A 16,485-nucleotide genomic window follows, 5' to 3' on the forward strand; every position below is an offset into this window, starting at 1 on the left:
TTTATAGGCGTATAAAAACGGCCGTACCACTTTATGCGGTACGGCTGTTTTGGTAAGGAGGACAAAATGTATTTTATCGGTGTTGACCTTGGTACTTCCGCAGTGAAGCTTCTTCTTATGGAAGAATCCGGAAAAATCTGTAATATTGTTTCCAAAGAGTATCCCTTATTTTTCCCCCATCCGGGCTGGTCTGAGCAGAATCCGGAAGACTGGTACACCCAGAGCATGGCGGGAATGAAGGAACTGACTGAGGGAATCGACCGCTCACAGGTTGCTGGAATCAGCTTTGGCGGTCAGATGCATGGCCTGGTAACTCTGGACGATCAGGACCAGGTAATCCGTCCTGCAATTCTCTGGAATGACGGGCGTACCTCTGAGGAGACTGATTATCTGAACAATGTAATCGGCAAGGATAAGCTTTCCCAGTACACTGCCAACATTGCGTTTGCCGGTTTTACTGCTCCGAAGATCCTGTGGATGAAGAAAAATGAGCCGGAGAAATTTGCGAAGGTTGTAAAGATCATGCTTCCGAAGGATTATCTTGCTTACCGCTTAAGCGGATCCTTCTGCACAGATGTTTCTGATGCATCCGGTATGCTGCTTCTTGATGTGAAGAACCGCTGCTGGTCTAAGGAAATGCTGGAGATCTGCGGCGTGAAGGAAGAGCAGCTTCCGAAGGTTTACGAGAGCTGGGAGGTTGTGGGAACCCTGAAGCCAGAGGTTGCGAAAGAGCTTGGTTTCTCCGAGAATGTGAAAGTAATCGCAGGAGCAGGTGACAATGCGGCAGCAGCTGTTGGAACCGGAACGGTTGGCGATGGCCAGTGCAACATTTCTCTTGGAACATCTGGAACTGTATTTATTTCCAGCAAGAATTTTGGCGTAGACGAGAACAATGCCCTTCATTCCTTCTGCCATGCAGACGGAAGCTATCACCTTATGGGATGCATGCTCAGCGCTGCTTCCTGCAACAAATGGTGGGCTGAGGAGATTCTTGGAACCAAGGATTTCGCAGCAGAGCAGGCACCGATCACAAAGCTTGGAGAGAACCATGTTTACTTCCTTCCATACCTGATGGGAGAGCGTTCTCCTCACAATGACCCGGATGCAAGAGGCGTATTTTTCGGAATGTCCATGGACACTTCAAGAGCAGATATGACACAGGCTGTTCTGGAGGGGGTTGCGTTTGCACTTCGTGATTCCCTTGAGGTTGCCAAGAGCCTTGGCATCAAGATCGAGCGTACCAAGATCTGCGGCGGCGGAGCAAAGAGCCCTCTCTGGAAAAAGATTATTGCAAATGTGATGAACATTAAGGTGGATGTCCTGGAAGTGGAAGAGGGACCGTCCCTTGGCGGCGCTATGCTTGCAGCGGTAGGCTGCGGCGTTTTCCCGGATGTTGAGACAGCAGGCAAAAAACTTGCCAAAGTAGTAGATACCGTAGAACCAACTCCGGAACTGGCTGCCAAATATGAGGAAAGATACCAGAAATTCAGACAGCTGTATCCGACAATGAAACCATTATTTAAATAAGAATATGGAAGTTTAAGATTAAACAAAAAGCAAAACAGAGCGGTGCGTTATGACCGCTCTGTTTTGCTTTTGAGAACCTTATAGAACAAACTTTTCCAGAACCTCAGCCACTCCGTCTTCATTATTCGTATGCTTTGCAACATAGTCTGCATACTGCTTTACCCCGTCTGGGGCGTTGGACATGGCCGCGCCCAGGGCAGCGTAGCGGATCATGGGGAGGTCGTTGAAACCGTCGCCAATGGCAATGGTTTCGGCAGGGGAAAAGCCGTAGAGTTCTCCAATCCTGTCAATGGCAGCGGCTTTGGACACCTTGCTGTTGAAAAATTCCAGGTAAAAAGGCTTGGAAGTGCAAAAAGTAACATTCTGGAAATGGGCTGCACTGCGCAGCTCTTTTTCTATTTGCTGAATTTTCTCCACATCATCATACCACAGGATTTTGGTAATGCCTTGGGAGAGAAGCTGTTCTATGGAGGAAATGGGAAGAGGCGTTACTTTGGTTGCCTGGCTGTATTCGTGGATGCGGTCATTTAACTGGTTTCCGTATAATTTGTTATCAGACCAGATGCACATGGTAGTGTCATAGCGGATGCCTGCTTCCAGGATTTTGCGGGCGTCATCGGATGCAAGCTCCTGGCGGTAGAGGATTTTTTCTGTTGCAGAATCCAGGATCATAGCGCCGTTGTAGGTGATCACAGGCCCCTGAATGCCAAGCTGCTTCTGGTAGCGGGATACGCCCTGAATGGGACGGCCTGTACAGATGGAAAAAATCAGCCCTTTATCCACTGCCTGGCGGATGATTTTGACTGTATGTGGAGTGATCTCATTAGAATCATTTAATAAAGTGCCGTCCATATCGGCGGCTGCAAATTTGTATTTCATAGTATTCTCCTGAATCGAGCCTGTTTGAAAAATCATTTTTTTAATGGCCTTATGTGTCTTTGGTGATGCAAATAATTATACGATACCTGTGACCTCTCTTCAACTGCTTTTACATGTATAAAGATTGCCCGGGCAGGATTTGCCTGGAGTTTACGAAGTGCCTGGCAATCACTTTTGGACTGTTTTTGTGCAAAGAAATTGTCTGGAAAATGTTGACGGACAGGGATAATATATGAAATTTAAGGCGGCATCCAGAGAAACGGTTGTGAAGCGCCTGCGGAAACGAATCGAACTTCAGGAAGAATCCAGCAAACGGGTCAATATGGAAGCGTGGCGGAATGCTCTGTATAAAAGAAGCGAATATGATGAGCTTACAGGCGTGCTGAACCGACGGGGCATCCGAAAATATATGGTTCAGGCATTTTCTGATGCAAAAGCTGTGGGGAATAAATTTGCCGTTTTGATCATTGATGTGGACTTTTTCAAAGAATATAATGATACTTATGGGCATGTAGCAGGGGATGAATTCCTGCTGGCAATCGGCGGATCCCAGACTATGTCAGTTATGGAAGCGGCGGATAAGGCGCTCTATGATTTGAAGAAAAATTCTAAAAATGGCTTTGTAATCGTAGAATCCCTCCAGGGAGAAGAAAATGGATAAAGAAATTGAAAAAAAGTGCGAGAAAGTAATTGAATACAGATTTTCAGATCCCAGAAAGGCATACAATATTTGCAGTGAAATTCTGGAGCATGGTATCAGCAATGAAGAAGCTTATGAGGTAGCATATGCCCGTCTGTACATGGGGGATACCATGTTTTCCATGGGCGAGTTCCAGAAAGCTCTGGCCAATATGATGCTTGCAAAAAAAGTTCAGGAAAAATATGGATATCAGGATCTTCTGATGAAAACCTATAATATTATTGCTATTATTTATGTAAACCAGGGAGATGACCTGTTGGGCCTGGATTATTATTATAAGTCGCTAAAGCTTGCCCGCGAATGTGGTAACAAAGTGATGATGAGAATGGTGTATAACAATATTGGAGCTTTGCTGAATAACGCGGGAGACGCTGCAGGAGCGGCAGAATATTTTAGAAAAGTATATGAACTTTGTCAAAAGAGGGAACAAAGGGATTCGAAAAAAATTGACAATAAAAAGCAGTATCTTGTAAATCTTGCTGTTGGATATCTGGGGGAAAAGAAATATAAACAGGCAAGAAAGTATCTTGACATGGCGTCTATGGAAAGTGACGGAAAATCCCAGGACTGTTGTTCGGCAGCAGAGATTAACAGAATAGTAGATTCTGTGCGTGTTTATGTGGAAACAGGAAATAAAGCTGCTGCAATCAAAGAAGCAGAGAATATACTGTCACTTCCGGAAAAAATTTTGAAGATGTAGAAGCGTTCCGGCATTTTATTTGTCTGGCATCCTGTCTGCTTCAGCTGGAATATTTTGTAAGCCGTTATGGAGGAGATGAGTTTGTAATTCTGGGTATTAATAAATCTGACGAAGAATTAAGGGACTTTATAGAAAAGCTGTTCTGCAATATTAACAGTGCGAAGATGCCTTTTCTTGATCATATGGTCTTCCAGCATGTGACTATTTCCATGGGAGTGGTAAACAAAACCGTGGAAAGTGGTTACAGCCTGGCTGAGTTTATCAGCAGTGCGGACAATAATCTTTATGTGGCGAAGAAAAATGGAAAAAACCGATATGTATTTAAGTAGCGCGGCTGCAGGCAGTGCCTGTAAGGAGAGAAAAACCAGTCGGATACATGGAAATCTGAAAGTTTGTTTCAGTTCTGTGAAGATTCACATGGATTCCTGCAAAAGAAGCTGTGATTTCGGCAATTAGGAGAATTGTTTTTTGCCCTGTGAAATGGTAAAATAATAAGGTAATGCAAATGGAAAATAAGGAACAGGAAGAACTGTTTTTAAAAATATTTTCCAGCAGATAAAACTAAAAAAGAAAAGTGACGAGGTGTAAAGCTATGCAGGAAATGAAGCCAGTTAAAGAAGGCAAAGTGCGCGAGATTTACGACAACGGAGACAGTCTGATCATGGTTGCAACAGACCGTATCAGCTGTTTTGACGTGATCCTGAACAACGAAGTGACTAAGAAGGGCACTGTTCTCACACAGATGTCCAAGTTCTGGTTCGATATGACTCAGGACATCCTGCCAAACCACATGCTTTCTGTTGATGTCAAAGACATGCCGGAGTTTTTCCAGCAGGAGAAATTTGACGGAAACAGCATGATGTGCCGCAAGCTGGATATGATTCCGGTTGAGTGTATCGTTCGCGGATATATTACCGGAAGCGGCTGGGCAAGCTACCAGAAGGACGGCACAGTCTGCGGAATTACTCTTCCGGAGGGACTGAAGGAATCAGACAAGCTGCCTGAGCCTATTTACACACCTTCTACCAAGGCTGAGATCGGAGACCATGACGAGAATATTTCTTTCGAGCAGAGCGTTGCTCACCTTGAGAAATACTATCCGGGACATGGTCAGGAATATGCCGAGAAGATCCGTGATTACACCATCGCATTATATAAAAAATGTGCAGAGTATGCGTTGAGCAAGGGCATCATCATTGCAGATACCAAGTTTGAGTTTGGTCTGGATGAGAATGGAAACATTGTGCTTGGCGATGAAATGCTTACACCGGACAGCTCCAGATTCTGGCCGGCAGATGGATATGAGCCAGGACATGGCCAGCCATCCTTTGACAAGCAGTTCGCCCGCGACTGGCTCAAAGCCAATCCGGACAACAACTGGACTCTCCCACAGGAAATCGTGGACAAGACCATCGACAAATACCTGCAGGCATACGAGATGCTCACAGGCAAGAAGCTGAAATAATTACATAAAACCAAAACCAGCCGGGGAATTGCTCCCCGGCGATTTTTTGCAAAAAAATTCCCGGGAGGTAATATTCTCCCGGGAATTTATAGTTAAATTTCAATTAGAACAGTCCTGTGATCTTGCCTGTTTCGTCTACGTCGATCTTCTCAGCAGCCGGAACCTTCGGAAGACCTGGCATGGTCATGATCTCGCCGGTAAGGGCTACGATGAAGCCTGCACCTGCGGAAATCTTCAGGTTACGAACAGTTACTTCGAAGTCTGTCGGAGCGCCAAGCTTGGTCTGGTCATCTGTTAAGCTGTACTGTGTCTTTGCAACGCAGATCGGACAGTTGCCAAAGCCAAGAGCCTCCAGCTGTTTTGCCTGTTTCTGAGCGTTGGCTGTGAGAACAACTCTCTTGCCGCCATAAATCTTCTGAACGATATTGTTCAGCTTATCTTCGATAGAGCCCTCAAGCTCGTAGGAATATGTGAAGTCGTTCGGCTCTTCAACCAGACGGATAACTTCCTCTGCTAACTTCTTGCCGCCTTCGCCGCCTTTTGCCCATACTTCGGAAAGTGCAACGTTAACGCCAAGCTCTTTGCATTTTGCTTCTACAAGGTCAAGCTCTGCCTTTGTGTCGGTCGGGAATGCGTTGATTGCAACAACACATGGAAGCTTGTAAACGTTCTTGATATTGCTTACATGTTTCAGCAGGTTCGGAAGACCTTTCTCAAGAGCCTCCAGGTTCTCGTTGTTCAGATCTGCTTTTGCAACGCCGCCGTTATATTTAAGAGCACGAACGGTAGCAACGATTACAACTGCGTTTGGATGAAGGTCAGCCATACGGCACTTGATGTCAAGGAACTTCTCAGCACCAAGGTCAGCACCGAATCCAGCCTCTGTGATTGCATAATCAGCAAGCTTCAGAGCCATCTTTGTAGCGGTTACAGAGTTGCATCCGTGAGCGATGTTTGCAAATGGTCCGCCGTGAACGATTGCAGGTACATGCTCAAGAGTCTGAACCAGGTTCGGTTTCAGGGCATCTTTCAGAAGTGCTGTCATAGCACCCTCTGCGTGGAGGTCACCAGCTGTAACTGGTTTCTGCTCTGATGGTTTGCCGTATGTATAACCAATGATCATTCTGGCAAGTCTCTTCTTCAGGTCTGTGATGTCGCTTGCCAGGCAGAGAACTGCCATAATTTCGGAAGCAACGGTAATGTCATAGCCGTCTTCACGAGGCATACCGTTTGTTCTTCCGCCAAGTCCGTCTACTACATTACGAAGCTGACGGTCGTTCATATCTACGCATCTTCTCCATGTGATCTTACGTGGGTCAATGTTCAGAGCGTTGCCCTGGAAAATGTGGTTGTCGATCATTGCTGCCAGAAGGTTGTTAGCTGCGCCAATCGCATGGAAGTCACCTGTGAAGTGAAGGTTGATATCCTCCATAGGAACAACCTGTGCATATCCGCCGCCTGCTGCGCCGCCCTTTACACCGAATACCGGTCCAAGGGATGGCTCACGAAGTGCAACCATAACACTCTTACCCATCTGCTGCATAGCATCTGCAAGACCAACAGTTGTAGTTGTTTTTCCTTCTCCTGCCGGAGTCGGGTTGATGGCTGTAACAAGGATCAGCTTGCCATCCTTCTTGTCGGTTTCTTTTAACAGATTGTAGTCGATTTTTGCTTTGTATTTGCCGTACTGCTCAAGATACTTGTCATCAATACCTGCCTTAGCCGCAATCTCAGTAATTGGTTTCATTTCGCATTCCTGTGCGATTTCGATGTCACTTTTAAACCCCATAATAAAAGCTCCTTTCGTTGTGTAAGATTAAATGGTTTGCAATACCGCTCCTTAAAAAGGCAGCGGCATTATCCCTCGTAAAAGAGGTACCGCCCGGTAAAAAAAGGACAGTATCTGAAAGTTCAAATACTGCCCAGACGGTCGGCTATGATCTGCTTCCGAAGTCCTTGTGGTAAACTCCACGATCCGTCAGTATTCAGAAGCTTTTCAATTGATGCATTAATTGTATCATTAAAAAAACATCTTGTCAAGAAAATAACGAACAGCATTATTGTCAAAAAACGAACAGCATATTTGTGAAAAGTAACAAAAATTTAAAAAGACATTCCATATATATCTTGTAATTTAGAATGCTTTCAGAAGGGCTTCATAAAAATTTTATGACTTGGACAGTTGCGTATGGGGACAAGTATTGTTAGAATATAATATGAAATTTTTAATGACAAATCTGTTATAGAAAGGTTGAATCAATCAGATGAACAGAACTGAATTTCTGGATACATTGAGAAGCCAGCTGTCCGGTCAGATGCATGAGGGCAAGGTGGCTGCACATGTGCGTTATTATGAGGATTATATTCAGTCCCAGGTGAGAAGCGGCCGTGATGAACAGCAGGTTCTTGCGGAGCTTGGAGATCCAAGGCTGATCGCCAGGACTTTACTTGATACAGATGTGGATGATGGTCAGGCTGACTATGCAGAGTACAGCACTTATTCAGACGAGACAGAGGACACACAGAGCTCCGGCGGGAAGCATGCCCATGTATGGCGCTTTGATACCTGGTACAGCAAGCTGCTTGGCGTTGTAGGCCTGCTGATCATCGTATTTCTTTTGTTCCATATTCTGGTGGCGGTGATTCCGTTCTTCGCTGTTCTGGCAGTGATCCTGTTTATCCTGTCACTGATCAAGAACCGGAATTAATGGATTAAGACATTTTTTAGAGGAAAGGTTTTTCAATGAGCAGTATAACAATAGAAGAATTAAAACAGTTACCCGAAAATTCTTATCAGATCATTGATATCCGCGATGAAATCGAGATTTCCCATGGCGCAGTGAAGGGCGCAGTTGCCTGTAAGCCAGAAGAAATTTTGAGCAATCCGGATGTGGATAAGGCGAAGAAGCTTGTCATCTGCTGCAGCCGCGGAATCAACAGCAAGGAAGTGGCTGAGAATCTGACGGAAGAAGGCCTGGATGCAGTGAGCCTGGAGCGCGGCTATATTGCCTGGCTTATGGACGTGATGAAGAATTCCCAGGATGAGGATTTTGCTAAGAATGTGGAGATCAGCCTCCGCAAGAAATTTAAGAAAAAAATCTGGTCCAAATTTACCAAGGCTATCAATACCTATGAGCTTGTGAAGCCGGGAGATAAGATTGCAGTCTGTATTTCCGGCGGCAAGGACTCCATGCTTATGGCAAAATGCTTCCAGGAACTGAAGCTTCACAATAAATTTGATTTTGAGGTGAAGTTCCTTGTTATGGATCCTGGCTACAGCCCGGCCAACCGCCAGGTGATCGAGGAGAATGCGAAGAAGCTGAACATTCCCATCCGCATTTTTGAGTCAGATATTTTTGAATCTGTATTTAATGTAGAGAAGTCTCCATGCTATCTCTGCGCCAGAATGCGAAGAGGCCATTTATATGCCTTTGCAAAAGAAATGGGCTGCAACAAGATTGCCCTGGGCCATCATTATGATGATGTAATTGAGACCATTCTTATGGGAATGCTTTACGGCGCGCAGGTGCAGACTATGATGCCGAAGCTTCACAGCACCAATTTTGAGGGCATGGAGCTGATCCGTCCTTTGTATCTGGTGCGTGAAGACGACATCAAGGCATGGCGGGATTACAATGACCTGCATTTTATCCAGTGCGCATGCAAGTTTACAGATACCTGTACCACCTGCAACAACGAGAACCGCTCCAAGCGTGTGGAGATTAAGGAACTGATCCGCGACCTGAAGCAGGTGAACCCGTTTGTAGAAGGCAATATTTTCAAAAGCGTTGAGAACGTCAATATTGATACCGTTGTTGGCTACAAGCAGTATGGCGTCCGTCATTCCTTCCTGGAAAATTATGACAGGGAGAAAGAGGAAGATGAGTCACAGGAGGATTAACGGCTGACTTTCCTGAGAATCCATACCAGAAGGAGGATGATCAGGATAGCGGCGAAGATTCCTGCCATGCCTTTTCCCATGATGGTAAGGGCAGCCATTACGGTGTTTGCCTGATCGCAGGAAGCAGCCAGATTGATGACCATGCCTCCGGCTATGACTGAGGCAATCTGTCCGGATACATTGGCACCTGCAGCCTGCATGAGAATCACGTTGGTGGGATCTTCTTCCATTGCCATTTTCTGGATTACTCTTGAGGACATGGGGAAGGCTGAGATTCCGGCACCGCCGATCATGGGATTGATCTTTTTTTTCAGGAAAAGATTCATAAATTTGGCCAGAAGGACTCCGCCGATGGTATCCATTACGAAGGCAAAAAGCCCGATCACCAGGATCAGCAGGGTGTCTTTGGTTACGAACTGATCCGCACGCATGCTGAAGGAGATTGTGATTCCAAGAAGCAGGGTGATCAGGTTTGCCAGAATATTCTGGGCGGTATCGGACATGGTTCCAAGAACACCGCATTCACGGATCAGATTTCCGAACATAAGGAAGCCTACCAGCGCAACAGACTGAGGGGCAACAAGTCCCACGATCATGGTTACGGCAATGGGAAAGGCAATCCTTATAATTTTGGAAACGGATTTGGGATTGTAATCCATGTGAATGCAGCGTTCTTTTTTTGTAGTGACAAGGCGGATGGCGAAGGGCTGCACAATGGGAACCAGAGCCATGTAGGAATAGGCTGCCACTGCAATGGCGCCGATGTACCTGGAGCCAAGAACCTGGGATACCAGAATGGAGGTTGGTCCGTCTGCTGCACCGATAATTCCAATAGAGGCCGCATCTGTAAGACGAAATCCAAGCAGGGCAGCCACGAGAATAGCCGCAAATATTCCAAACTGTGCGCCGGCACCGAATAAAAACAGAGAAGGTCCGGAGAGCAGGGGGCCGAAATCAATCATTGCGCCGATTCCAATAAACAGCAGGATCGGCATCACCTCGGAAGCTTCGATTCCCACATGGAACATCCACTCAATGACGCCGTTTGCCTGGATTCCTCCGGTGAGGGTCTGATTTACCACTCCGGAAAATGGCAGGTTTACAAGAATGGCACCAAATCCCATAGGCAAAAGCAAGGCTGGTTCGAACCCTTTCTTGATCGCCAGCCAGATCAAAGTGATTCCTACAGCGTACATTACCAGTTGCTGCCATGTCAGAGCCATAATTCCATCTGTTAAAAAATCCATAGTGTTTCCTCCTTTGGGGTAGTATTGTGAAAAAAATATATAAAAAAGACTTTTATTACAATAAGGCATACCTAAAGATATGCGAATATTGTAATAAAAGTCTTGCTATTTCAATTCTATGCGGGCTTGCAGCATGCAGAAATCTTTTCGCAAATATGCTTCTGCACTGCTTACCGTTCTGACGCATGAAAATCCATAATGAATCATGCTTCCCAAAAGCAAAAATCCAATATGCCAGCTACTCCCTTTCATTGTGGTCATTATAGTTTGCAGAACCTGGATTTGTCAACAGAAAAAAGCAGGCTTGTAAAAAAAGTTTTCCAGGGGTATGATTAGAGCGTGCCCTCAAAATCATTCCCGCAATCTGCATGCCCCACTTTGCTGGAAATGGGGGAGATATTTCAAGCTTGTTCTGAAGCATACAAGTTATGATACAAGTAAAGAACAGAAGGAGTACAAAATGTTATATTTTGAGAACGATTACTGTGAAGGTGCCCATGAGGCGATTTTAAAAAGATTACTGGAAACAAATATGGAAAAGGTGCCGGGATATGGACAGGACCCTTACTGTGACCAGGCAAAGGAGAAAATCAAGGCTGCCTGCGGCTGCACGGATGGAGAGGTATATTTTCTGGTTGGAGGAACCCAGACAAATGCAGTGGTGATTGCATCCATGCTGAACCGCTATGAGGGCGTGCTTTCTGCAGTGACCGGACATGTGAATGCCCATGAGGCAGGTGCCATCGAATTTACCGGACATAAGGTGCTGCCGCTTCCTCAGAAAGACGGCAAGATCTCAGCTGCAGATCTGAAGAATTATCTGGAAACCTACTATGCAGACGGAAGTTACGACCACATGGTTTTCCCGGGAATGGTATATATTTCCCATCCCACAGAATACGGAACCCTTTACACCAGACAGGAACTGGAAGATATTTCCGGTGTGTGCAGAAAATATGAGATCCCGCTGTTCCTGGACGGCGCAAGACTTGGATACGGCCTGGTGGCAGATACGGATGTAACTTTGAAGGACATTGCCAAATACACAGATGTATTTTATATTGGCGGCACAAAGGTTGGCGCGCTGTGCGGCGAAGCGGTTGTGTTCCCGAAAAAGGCTCCGAAGCATTTCTTCACCATGATCAAGCAGCAGGGGGCACTTCTGGCCAAAGGAAGGCTTCTTGGAATTCAGTTCGATGCACTTTTCACAGACAACCTGTACCTGGAAATCAGCAAAAATGCCATTGATACAGCTGCGAAATTAAAGTCTGCCCTGAAGGAAAAGAACTATCAGTTCTTTCTCGATTCTCCTACCAATCAGATTTTCGTAGTGCTTGAGAACCAGAAGATGGAAGAACTGGGCAAAAAGGTGAAATATGGCTTCTGGGAAAAATATGACGACAATCATACAGTGGTTCGCTTTGCAACAAGCTGGGCCACAAAGATGGAAGATATTGATGCGTTGATTGAGATCTTATAATTAACAGGGAAAGTTCTGGACCGTATCCATGAATGTGTTTATGCCTGGCATGGCTCATTCATGGATATGATCCGGGAAAAGCCTTCGGTGTAAATGCCATAAGCGTGAAATAACAGTTTTTTCTATTATTCATATCATTATTAAAATCCAAAAGTAAGTAAAATTTCACAAAGTCTTATATATATTTTGTTGCAGTCTGTCAGTAAACAACAACTTGTCCATATGTGCGTACAAGTTGTAAGATACAAATCAGGAGGAAGGAAACATGACGGAAAACGGCAAGCCCAAATATTTTACCCTGATGGAAGAGCTGAAAGAGGAAATCCTTTCCGGCCAGATACAGCCAGGAGAGAAGCTGCCCTCCGAGAATCAGCTTACAGAGAAATATTCCCTCAGCAGACATACCGTGCGCAAAGCCATAGCACTTCTGGAACGGGAAGGCTACGTGGAAGCCTATCACGGCAAGGGAACCTTCTGCTCAGAAAAAATGCGGCACATGAAGAAGTCCAGAAATATTGCAGTAGTGACCACCTATATTTCCGATTATATTTTCCCAAGGCTGATCCAGGGAATGGATAATATCCTGTCCGAGCAGGGATACAGCATTATTCTGAAAAATACGGGAAACAGCCGTCAGAAGGAAGCCAGATGTCTGGAGGAGCTTTTGCAGAAGGATATTGATGGACTGATCATCGAGCCGAGCAAAAGCCAGCTTAGCTGCCGTCACCCAAATCTCTATGAAAATCTGGACAAGTACCAGATCCCTTATGTTTTTATTCAGGGAATTTATACGGAAATGAAGGACAAGCCCCATATCCTTATGGATGATGTGCGGGGAGGATATCTGGTCACCCAGTATCTTCTGGAACTGGGACACCGCCGGATTACAGGATTTTTCAAGGCGGATGATATCCAGGGAATCAATCGGCACAAGGGGTATGTAAAGGCGCTGCAGGAGGCTGGAATCAGCTACGATCCGGATGCAGTTGTATGGTTTCATACAGAAGACCGGAAAAGCAAGCCTGCCATGATGGTTCGAGAAATGGTAAGAAGCGGGAATTTGCCGGACGGGATTGTCTGCTACAATGACCAGATCGCGGTGCAGGTGATCGAGACGCTGGAAGCCTGCGGGCTGAAGGTTCCGGAGGACATATCCGTAACCGGTTACGACAACTCTCTTTATGCCCAGCGTGGAACCGGAATTACTACCATAGCTCATCCCCAGGAAAAACTGGGAGAGATGGCCGCAGAGCTGATTCTGGAAAAAATCGCCGGTGTGCCGGAAGAAGACAGTAAGGTGGAGCGAATGATACAGCCGGAACTGATCATCCGAGGATCCTGCCGGAAATATGACTGAGATAATAACAATATTAACAAAATATATAACACAAGGAGGGTTTTATCAATGAAAACAGGAAGAAATTACAAATTCTGGTTTTGCACAGGATCACAGGACCTTTATGGAGATGAGTGCCTTCGCAAGGTAGCAGAGCATTCCCGCATTATTGTGGATGAGCTGAACAAATCCGGAATGTTTCCCTATGAGATCGTGTGGAAGCCAACCCTGATCACAAACGAACTGATCCGCAAGACCTTCAACGAGGCAAATGCAGATGAGGATTGTGCAGGTGTAATCACCTGGATGCACACCTTTTCCCCGGCAAAATCCTGGATTCTGGGACTGAAGGAATACAGAAAGCCGCTGTGCCATCTTCACACACAGTTCAACCAGGAAATTCCATACGACACCATTGATATGGATTTCATGAATGAGAACCAGTCTGCACACGGCGGCCGTGAATATGGACATATGGTTACCCGTATGGGAATCGAGCGCAAGGTCATTGTAGGACACTGGACAGACAAGAAGGTTCAGGAGCGTCTTGCATCCTGGATGAGAACTGCCATTGGTATTATGGAAAGCAGCCATATCCGTGTATGCCGTGTTGCAGACAACATGCGCAACGTAGCAGTTACAGAGGGTGACAAGGTAGAGGCTCAGATCAAATTTGGCTGGGAGGTTGACGCCTATCCGGTAAACGAGATCGCAGAATATGTAAGTGCTGTTTCCAAGGGAGATATTGACGCTCTTGTGGAAGAATATTATAATAAATATGACATTATTCTGGAGGGTAGAGATCCGGAAGAATTCAAACGTCATGTAGCAGTACAGGCAGGAATCGAGATTGGTTTCGAGAGATTCCTTGAGGAGAAAAATTATCAGGCAATTGTTACCCATTTTGGTGATCTTGGGGCACTGCAGCAGCTTCCGGGACTGGCAATCCAGAGACTGATGGAGAAGGGCTATGGATTTGGCGCAGAGGGTGACTGGAAGACAGCCGCAATGGTACGCCTGATGAAGATCATGTCATCTGGAATGAAGGATGCCAAGGGTACCTCCCTTATGGAAGACTATACCTACAATCTGGTTCCGGGTAAGGAAGGAATCCTGCAGTCCCATATGCTGGAGGTTTGCCCGTCTGTAGCAGATGGAAAGCCAGCCATCAAGGTTTGCCCGCTTAGCATGGGTGAGAGAGAGGATCCGGCAAGACTGGTATTCACATCCAAGACAGGACCTGGAATTGCAACCTCTTTAGTAGATCTGGGAGATCGTTTCCGTCTGATCATCAATGATGTAGACTGCAAGAAAGTAGAGAAACCGATGCCGAAGCTTCCTGTAGGAAGCGCATTCTGGACACCAAAGCCGGATCTGGCAACTGGTGCAGAGGCATGGATCCTTGCCGGCGGCGCACATCACACTGCATTTACCTACGATCTTACTGCAGAGCAGATGGGTGACTGGGCAGCTGCAATGGGAATCGAAGCTGTTTACATTGACGAAGATACTACAATTCGTAATTTCAAGAATGAACTTCGCTGGAACGAGATTGCGTTCCGCAAATAAAAGGGAGGATTTACAATGGGAGCAGCAGAAGCAAAACAGGCGATCCTGGAGAACAGAACCGCTCTTGGAATCGAGTTTGGTTCCACAAGAATCAAGGCCGTACTGGTAGATGGAAATAACATGCCTATCGCATCAGGCGGACATGAGTGGGAGAATCGCTATGAGAATGGTGTGTGGACCTACAGCCTTGAGGACATCTGGTCCGGCATCCAGGACTGCTATCAGCAGATGGTAAAGGATGTAAAGGAGAAATACGGCATAGAGCTGACCCGTGTGGGAGCAATTGGAATCAGTGCTATGATGCACGGCTATATGCCTTTTGACAAGGCAGGAAATCTTCTGGTTCCTTTTAGAACCTGGAGAAACAATATTACCGGAGAGGCAAGCAGAAAGCTGTCAGAGCTTTTCCAGTATAATATCCCGCAGAGATGGAGCATTGCCCATCTGTATCAGGCTATCTTAAACGGCGAGCCTCATGTGAAGGATATTGATTATATCGCTACTCTGGAAGCATATGTACACTGGAAGCTTACCGGACAGAGAGTTCTTGGAATCGGGGATGTTGCCGGAATGTTCCCGGTAGACAGCAGCAAGAAGGACTACAACGAGACCATGGTGCAGCAGTTTGATGAGCTGGTTTCTTCTTACGGTTTCCCGTGGAAGCTTCGTGAAATTCTGCCTAAGTGTCTGGTTGCCGGTGAAGATGCAGGATGCCTTACAGAAGAGGGAGCTAAACTGCTGGATGTGACAGGCAGACTGGAAGCCGGAATTCCAATGTGCCCGCCGGAAGGTGATGCAGGAACCGGAATGGTGGCAACCAACAGTGTTGCAAAGCGTACCGGAAATGTTTCCGCCGGAACTTCTGTATTTGCTTCCATCGTACTGGAGAAAGAATTATCTGCCCCATATTCTGAGATTGATATGGTAGCCACTCCGTCCGGACATCCGGTAGCAATGGCACATTCCAACAACTGTACAACAGATTTAAATGCATGGGTCAATATTTTCCGTGAGTTTACAGAGGCAATGGGCATAGAAGCTGATATGAACAAGCTGTTCGGAACCTTATACAATAAGGCTCTGGAAGGCGATGTAGACTGCGGCGGACTTTTGTCCTACTGCTATTTCTCCGGCGAGCATATGACCGGATTTTCGGAAGGAAGACCGCTGTTCGTACGTTCCCCGGAGAGCAAATTCAATCTGGCAAACTTTATGAGAACCCATCTTTACACCTGTCTTGGTGCCATGAGAGTAGGCCTTGACATTCTGTTTAAGAAAGAGGGCGTAAAAGTAGACCGTCTTCTTGGACACGGCGGACTGTTTAAGACCAAAGGCGTAGGACAGCAGATTCTTGCAGACGCAGTGAACGCTCCGGTTTCTGTTATGGAAACTGCCGGAGAGGGCGGCGCATGGGGAATCGCAGTTCTGGCTTCCTATCTTGTAAATAAAGATGGAAATGAAACTCTGGAAGACTTCCTGGATACCAAGGTATTTGCAGGAAATCAGGGCAGTACCCTGAACCCGGATCCGGAGGGAGTAGAGGGCTTCAACATGTTTATGGAAAGATACATGAAAGGCCTTTCTATCGAGCGTGCAGCTGTGGATTCTAAAATCTGGTAATTTTATTCCATAATCCACATAAATCAGGAACCTTCCATACATCGGCGGCTTTTTTTACATA

The 16,485-nt window shown here is 46.1% G+C and carries 13 protein-coding genes, 2 pseudogenes and 1 riboswitch; of the genes and pseudogenes, 11 read left to right on the plus strand and 4 right to left on the minus strand.

Features of this window, described 5'->3' with window-relative positions; translation table 11 throughout:
- Positions 1-66 precede the first annotated feature (66 nt).
- Positions 67-1,527, plus strand: coding sequence for a xylulokinase (gene xylB, locus H8S54_RS17435; RefSeq protein WP_021926358.1), 1,461 nt, complete (start codon positions 67-69; stop codon positions 1,525-1,527).
- Between the two features lie 78 nt (positions 1,528-1,605).
- Here the strand turns inward: xylB and H8S54_RS17440 are convergent, their stop codons facing one another.
- Positions 1,606-2,406, minus strand: a complete 801-nt coding sequence (locus tag H8S54_RS17440; protein WP_186901922.1) for a Cof-type HAD-IIB family hydrolase — start codon at positions 2,404-2,406, stop codon at positions 1,606-1,608.
- A 232-nt stretch (positions 2,407-2,638) separates the two neighbouring features.
- Here H8S54_RS17440 and H8S54_RS17445 point away from each other — a divergent pair, with 232 nt between their 5' ends.
- The 4 genes from H8S54_RS17445 to H8S54_RS17460 all read left to right on the plus strand — a co-directional run bounded on the left by H8S54_RS17445 (position 2,639) and on the right by H8S54_RS17460 (position 5,271).
- The gene (locus tag H8S54_RS17445) at positions 2,639-3,067 is read left to right on the plus strand and encodes a GGDEF domain-containing protein (RefSeq protein WP_117853112.1); all 429 of its coding nucleotides are present in this window, start codon (positions 2,639-2,641) and stop codon (positions 3,065-3,067) included.
- The gene (locus tag H8S54_RS17450) at positions 3,060-3,806 is read left to right on the plus strand and encodes a tetratricopeptide repeat protein (RefSeq protein ID WP_117853115.1); all 747 of its coding nucleotides are present in this window, start codon (positions 3,060-3,062) and stop codon (positions 3,804-3,806) included. Before H8S54_RS17445 ends, H8S54_RS17450 begins: the two co-directional genes overlap by 8 nt.
- Before the next feature lie 35 nt (positions 3,807-3,841).
- A complete protein-coding gene (locus tag H8S54_RS17455; RefSeq protein WP_262579337.1) occupies positions 3,842-4,135 on the plus strand; it encodes a GGDEF domain-containing protein in 294 nt (97 codons plus the stop codon).
- 263 nt (positions 4,136-4,398) lie between these two features.
- Positions 4,399-5,271, plus strand: a complete 873-nt coding sequence (locus tag H8S54_RS17460) for a phosphoribosylaminoimidazolesuccinocarboxamide synthase (protein ID WP_021926363.1) — start codon at positions 4,399-4,401, stop codon at positions 5,269-5,271.
- Between the two features lie 103 nt (positions 5,272-5,374).
- On the opposite strand, the gene H8S54_RS17465 is transcribed toward H8S54_RS17460, so the two are convergent.
- Entirely contained in the window at positions 5,375-7,060 is a 1,686-nt protein-coding gene (locus H8S54_RS17465) for a formate--tetrahydrofolate ligase (protein ID WP_021926364.1), read from the minus strand.
- Positions 7,061-7,184: 124 nt separating this feature from the next.
- Positions 7,185-7,267: riboswitch (ZMP/ZTP riboswitch) on the minus strand.
- Between the two features lie 268 nt (positions 7,268-7,535).
- On the opposite strand from H8S54_RS17465, the gene H8S54_RS17470 reads away from it, so the two are divergent.
- Together H8S54_RS17470 and H8S54_RS17475 are read left to right on the plus strand one after the other, a co-directional pair.
- Positions 7,536-7,979, plus strand: coding sequence for a DUF1700 domain-containing protein (locus tag H8S54_RS17470; protein ID WP_021926365.1), 444 nt, complete (start codon positions 7,536-7,538; stop codon positions 7,977-7,979).
- A gap of 35 nt (positions 7,980-8,014) precedes the next feature.
- Positions 8,015-8,866, plus strand: a pseudogene (locus tag H8S54_RS17475) (ATP-binding protein); the annotation flags it as partial.
- 428 nt (positions 8,867-9,294) lie between these two features.
- On the opposite strand, the pseudogene H8S54_RS17480 reads toward H8S54_RS17475, so the two are convergent.
- A pseudogene (locus H8S54_RS17480) lies at positions 9,295-10,419 on the minus strand (sodium ion-translocating decarboxylase subunit beta); the annotation flags it as partial.
- Positions 10,420-10,657: 238 nt separating this feature from the next.
- The gene (locus H8S54_RS19525) at positions 10,658-10,840 is read right to left on the minus strand and encodes a DUF6783 domain-containing protein (protein WP_408610302.1); all 183 of its coding nucleotides are present in this window, start codon (positions 10,838-10,840) and stop codon (positions 10,658-10,660) included.
- A gap of 39 nt (positions 10,841-10,879) precedes the next feature.
- Between H8S54_RS19525 and H8S54_RS17485 the strand changes: the two genes are divergently transcribed.
- From H8S54_RS17485 to H8S54_RS17500, 4 genes are all read left to right on the plus strand, one after another.
- Positions 10,880-11,899, plus strand: coding sequence for a threonine aldolase family protein (locus H8S54_RS17485; protein ID WP_173765134.1), 1,020 nt, complete (start codon positions 10,880-10,882; stop codon positions 11,897-11,899).
- 265 nt (positions 11,900-12,164) lie between these two features.
- Positions 12,165-13,256 (plus strand): GntR family transcriptional regulator, encoded by a 1,092-nt coding sequence (locus tag H8S54_RS17490; protein WP_117853124.1) that lies wholly within the window; start codon positions 12,165-12,167, stop codon positions 13,254-13,256.
- 48 nt (positions 13,257-13,304) lie between these two features.
- Positions 13,305-14,804: an L-arabinose isomerase gene (gene araA, locus H8S54_RS17495; protein WP_021926371.1), complete on the plus strand. Its 1,500-nt coding sequence runs from the start codon at positions 13,305-13,307 to the stop codon at positions 14,802-14,804.
- A gap of 15 nt (positions 14,805-14,819) precedes the next feature.
- Positions 14,820-16,424 (plus strand): xylulokinase, encoded by a 1,605-nt coding sequence (locus tag H8S54_RS17500; RefSeq protein WP_117853126.1) that lies wholly within the window; start codon positions 14,820-14,822, stop codon positions 16,422-16,424.
- The last annotated feature ends 61 nt before the right edge of the window (positions 16,425-16,485 follow it).

The sequence above is a fragment of the Blautia segnis genome (genome assembly GCF_014287535.1).
Taxonomy (GTDB): Bacteria; Bacillota; Clostridia; order Lachnospirales; family Lachnospiraceae; genus Blautia_A; species Blautia_A acetigignens.

Excerpts from the sequence above, each read along its gene's own strand:
- H8S54_RS17500 (WP_117853126.1), top strand. The coding sequence starts at position 14,820 with ATGGGAGCAGCAGAAGCAAAACAGGCGATCCTGGAGAACAGAACCGCT.
- H8S54_RS17465 (WP_021926364.1), bottom strand. The coding sequence starts at position 7,060 with ATGGGGTTTAAAAGTGACATCGAAATCGCACAGGAATGCGAAATGAAA.
- H8S54_RS17485 (WP_173765134.1), top strand. The coding sequence starts at position 10,880 with ATGTTATATTTTGAGAACGATTACTGTGAAGGTGCCCATGAGGCGATT.
- H8S54_RS17460 (WP_021926363.1), top strand. The coding sequence starts at position 4,399 with ATGCAGGAAATGAAGCCAGTTAAAGAAGGCAAAGTGCGCGAGATTTAC.
- xylB (WP_021926358.1), top strand. The coding sequence starts at position 67 with ATGTATTTTATCGGTGTTGACCTTGGTACTTCCGCAGTGAAGCTTCTT.
- H8S54_RS17490 (WP_117853124.1), top strand. The coding sequence starts at position 12,165 with ATGACGGAAAACGGCAAGCCCAAATATTTTACCCTGATGGAAGAGCTG.
- H8S54_RS17440 (WP_186901922.1), bottom strand. The coding sequence starts at position 2,406 with ATGAAATACAAATTTGCAGCCGCCGATATGGACGGCACTTTATTAAAT.
- H8S54_RS17470 (WP_021926365.1), top strand. The coding sequence starts at position 7,536 with ATGAACAGAACTGAATTTCTGGATACATTGAGAAGCCAGCTGTCCGGT.
- H8S54_RS17445 (WP_117853112.1), top strand. The coding sequence starts at position 2,639 with ATGAAATTTAAGGCGGCATCCAGAGAAACGGTTGTGAAGCGCCTGCGG.
- araA (WP_021926371.1), top strand. The coding sequence starts at position 13,305 with ATGAAAACAGGAAGAAATTACAAATTCTGGTTTTGCACAGGATCACAG.
- H8S54_RS19525 (WP_408610302.1), bottom strand. The coding sequence starts at position 10,840 with ATGCTTCAGAACAAGCTTGAAATATCTCCCCCATTTCCAGCAAAGTGG.
- H8S54_RS17450 (WP_117853115.1), top strand. The coding sequence starts at position 3,060 with ATGGATAAAGAAATTGAAAAAAAGTGCGAGAAAGTAATTGAATACAGA.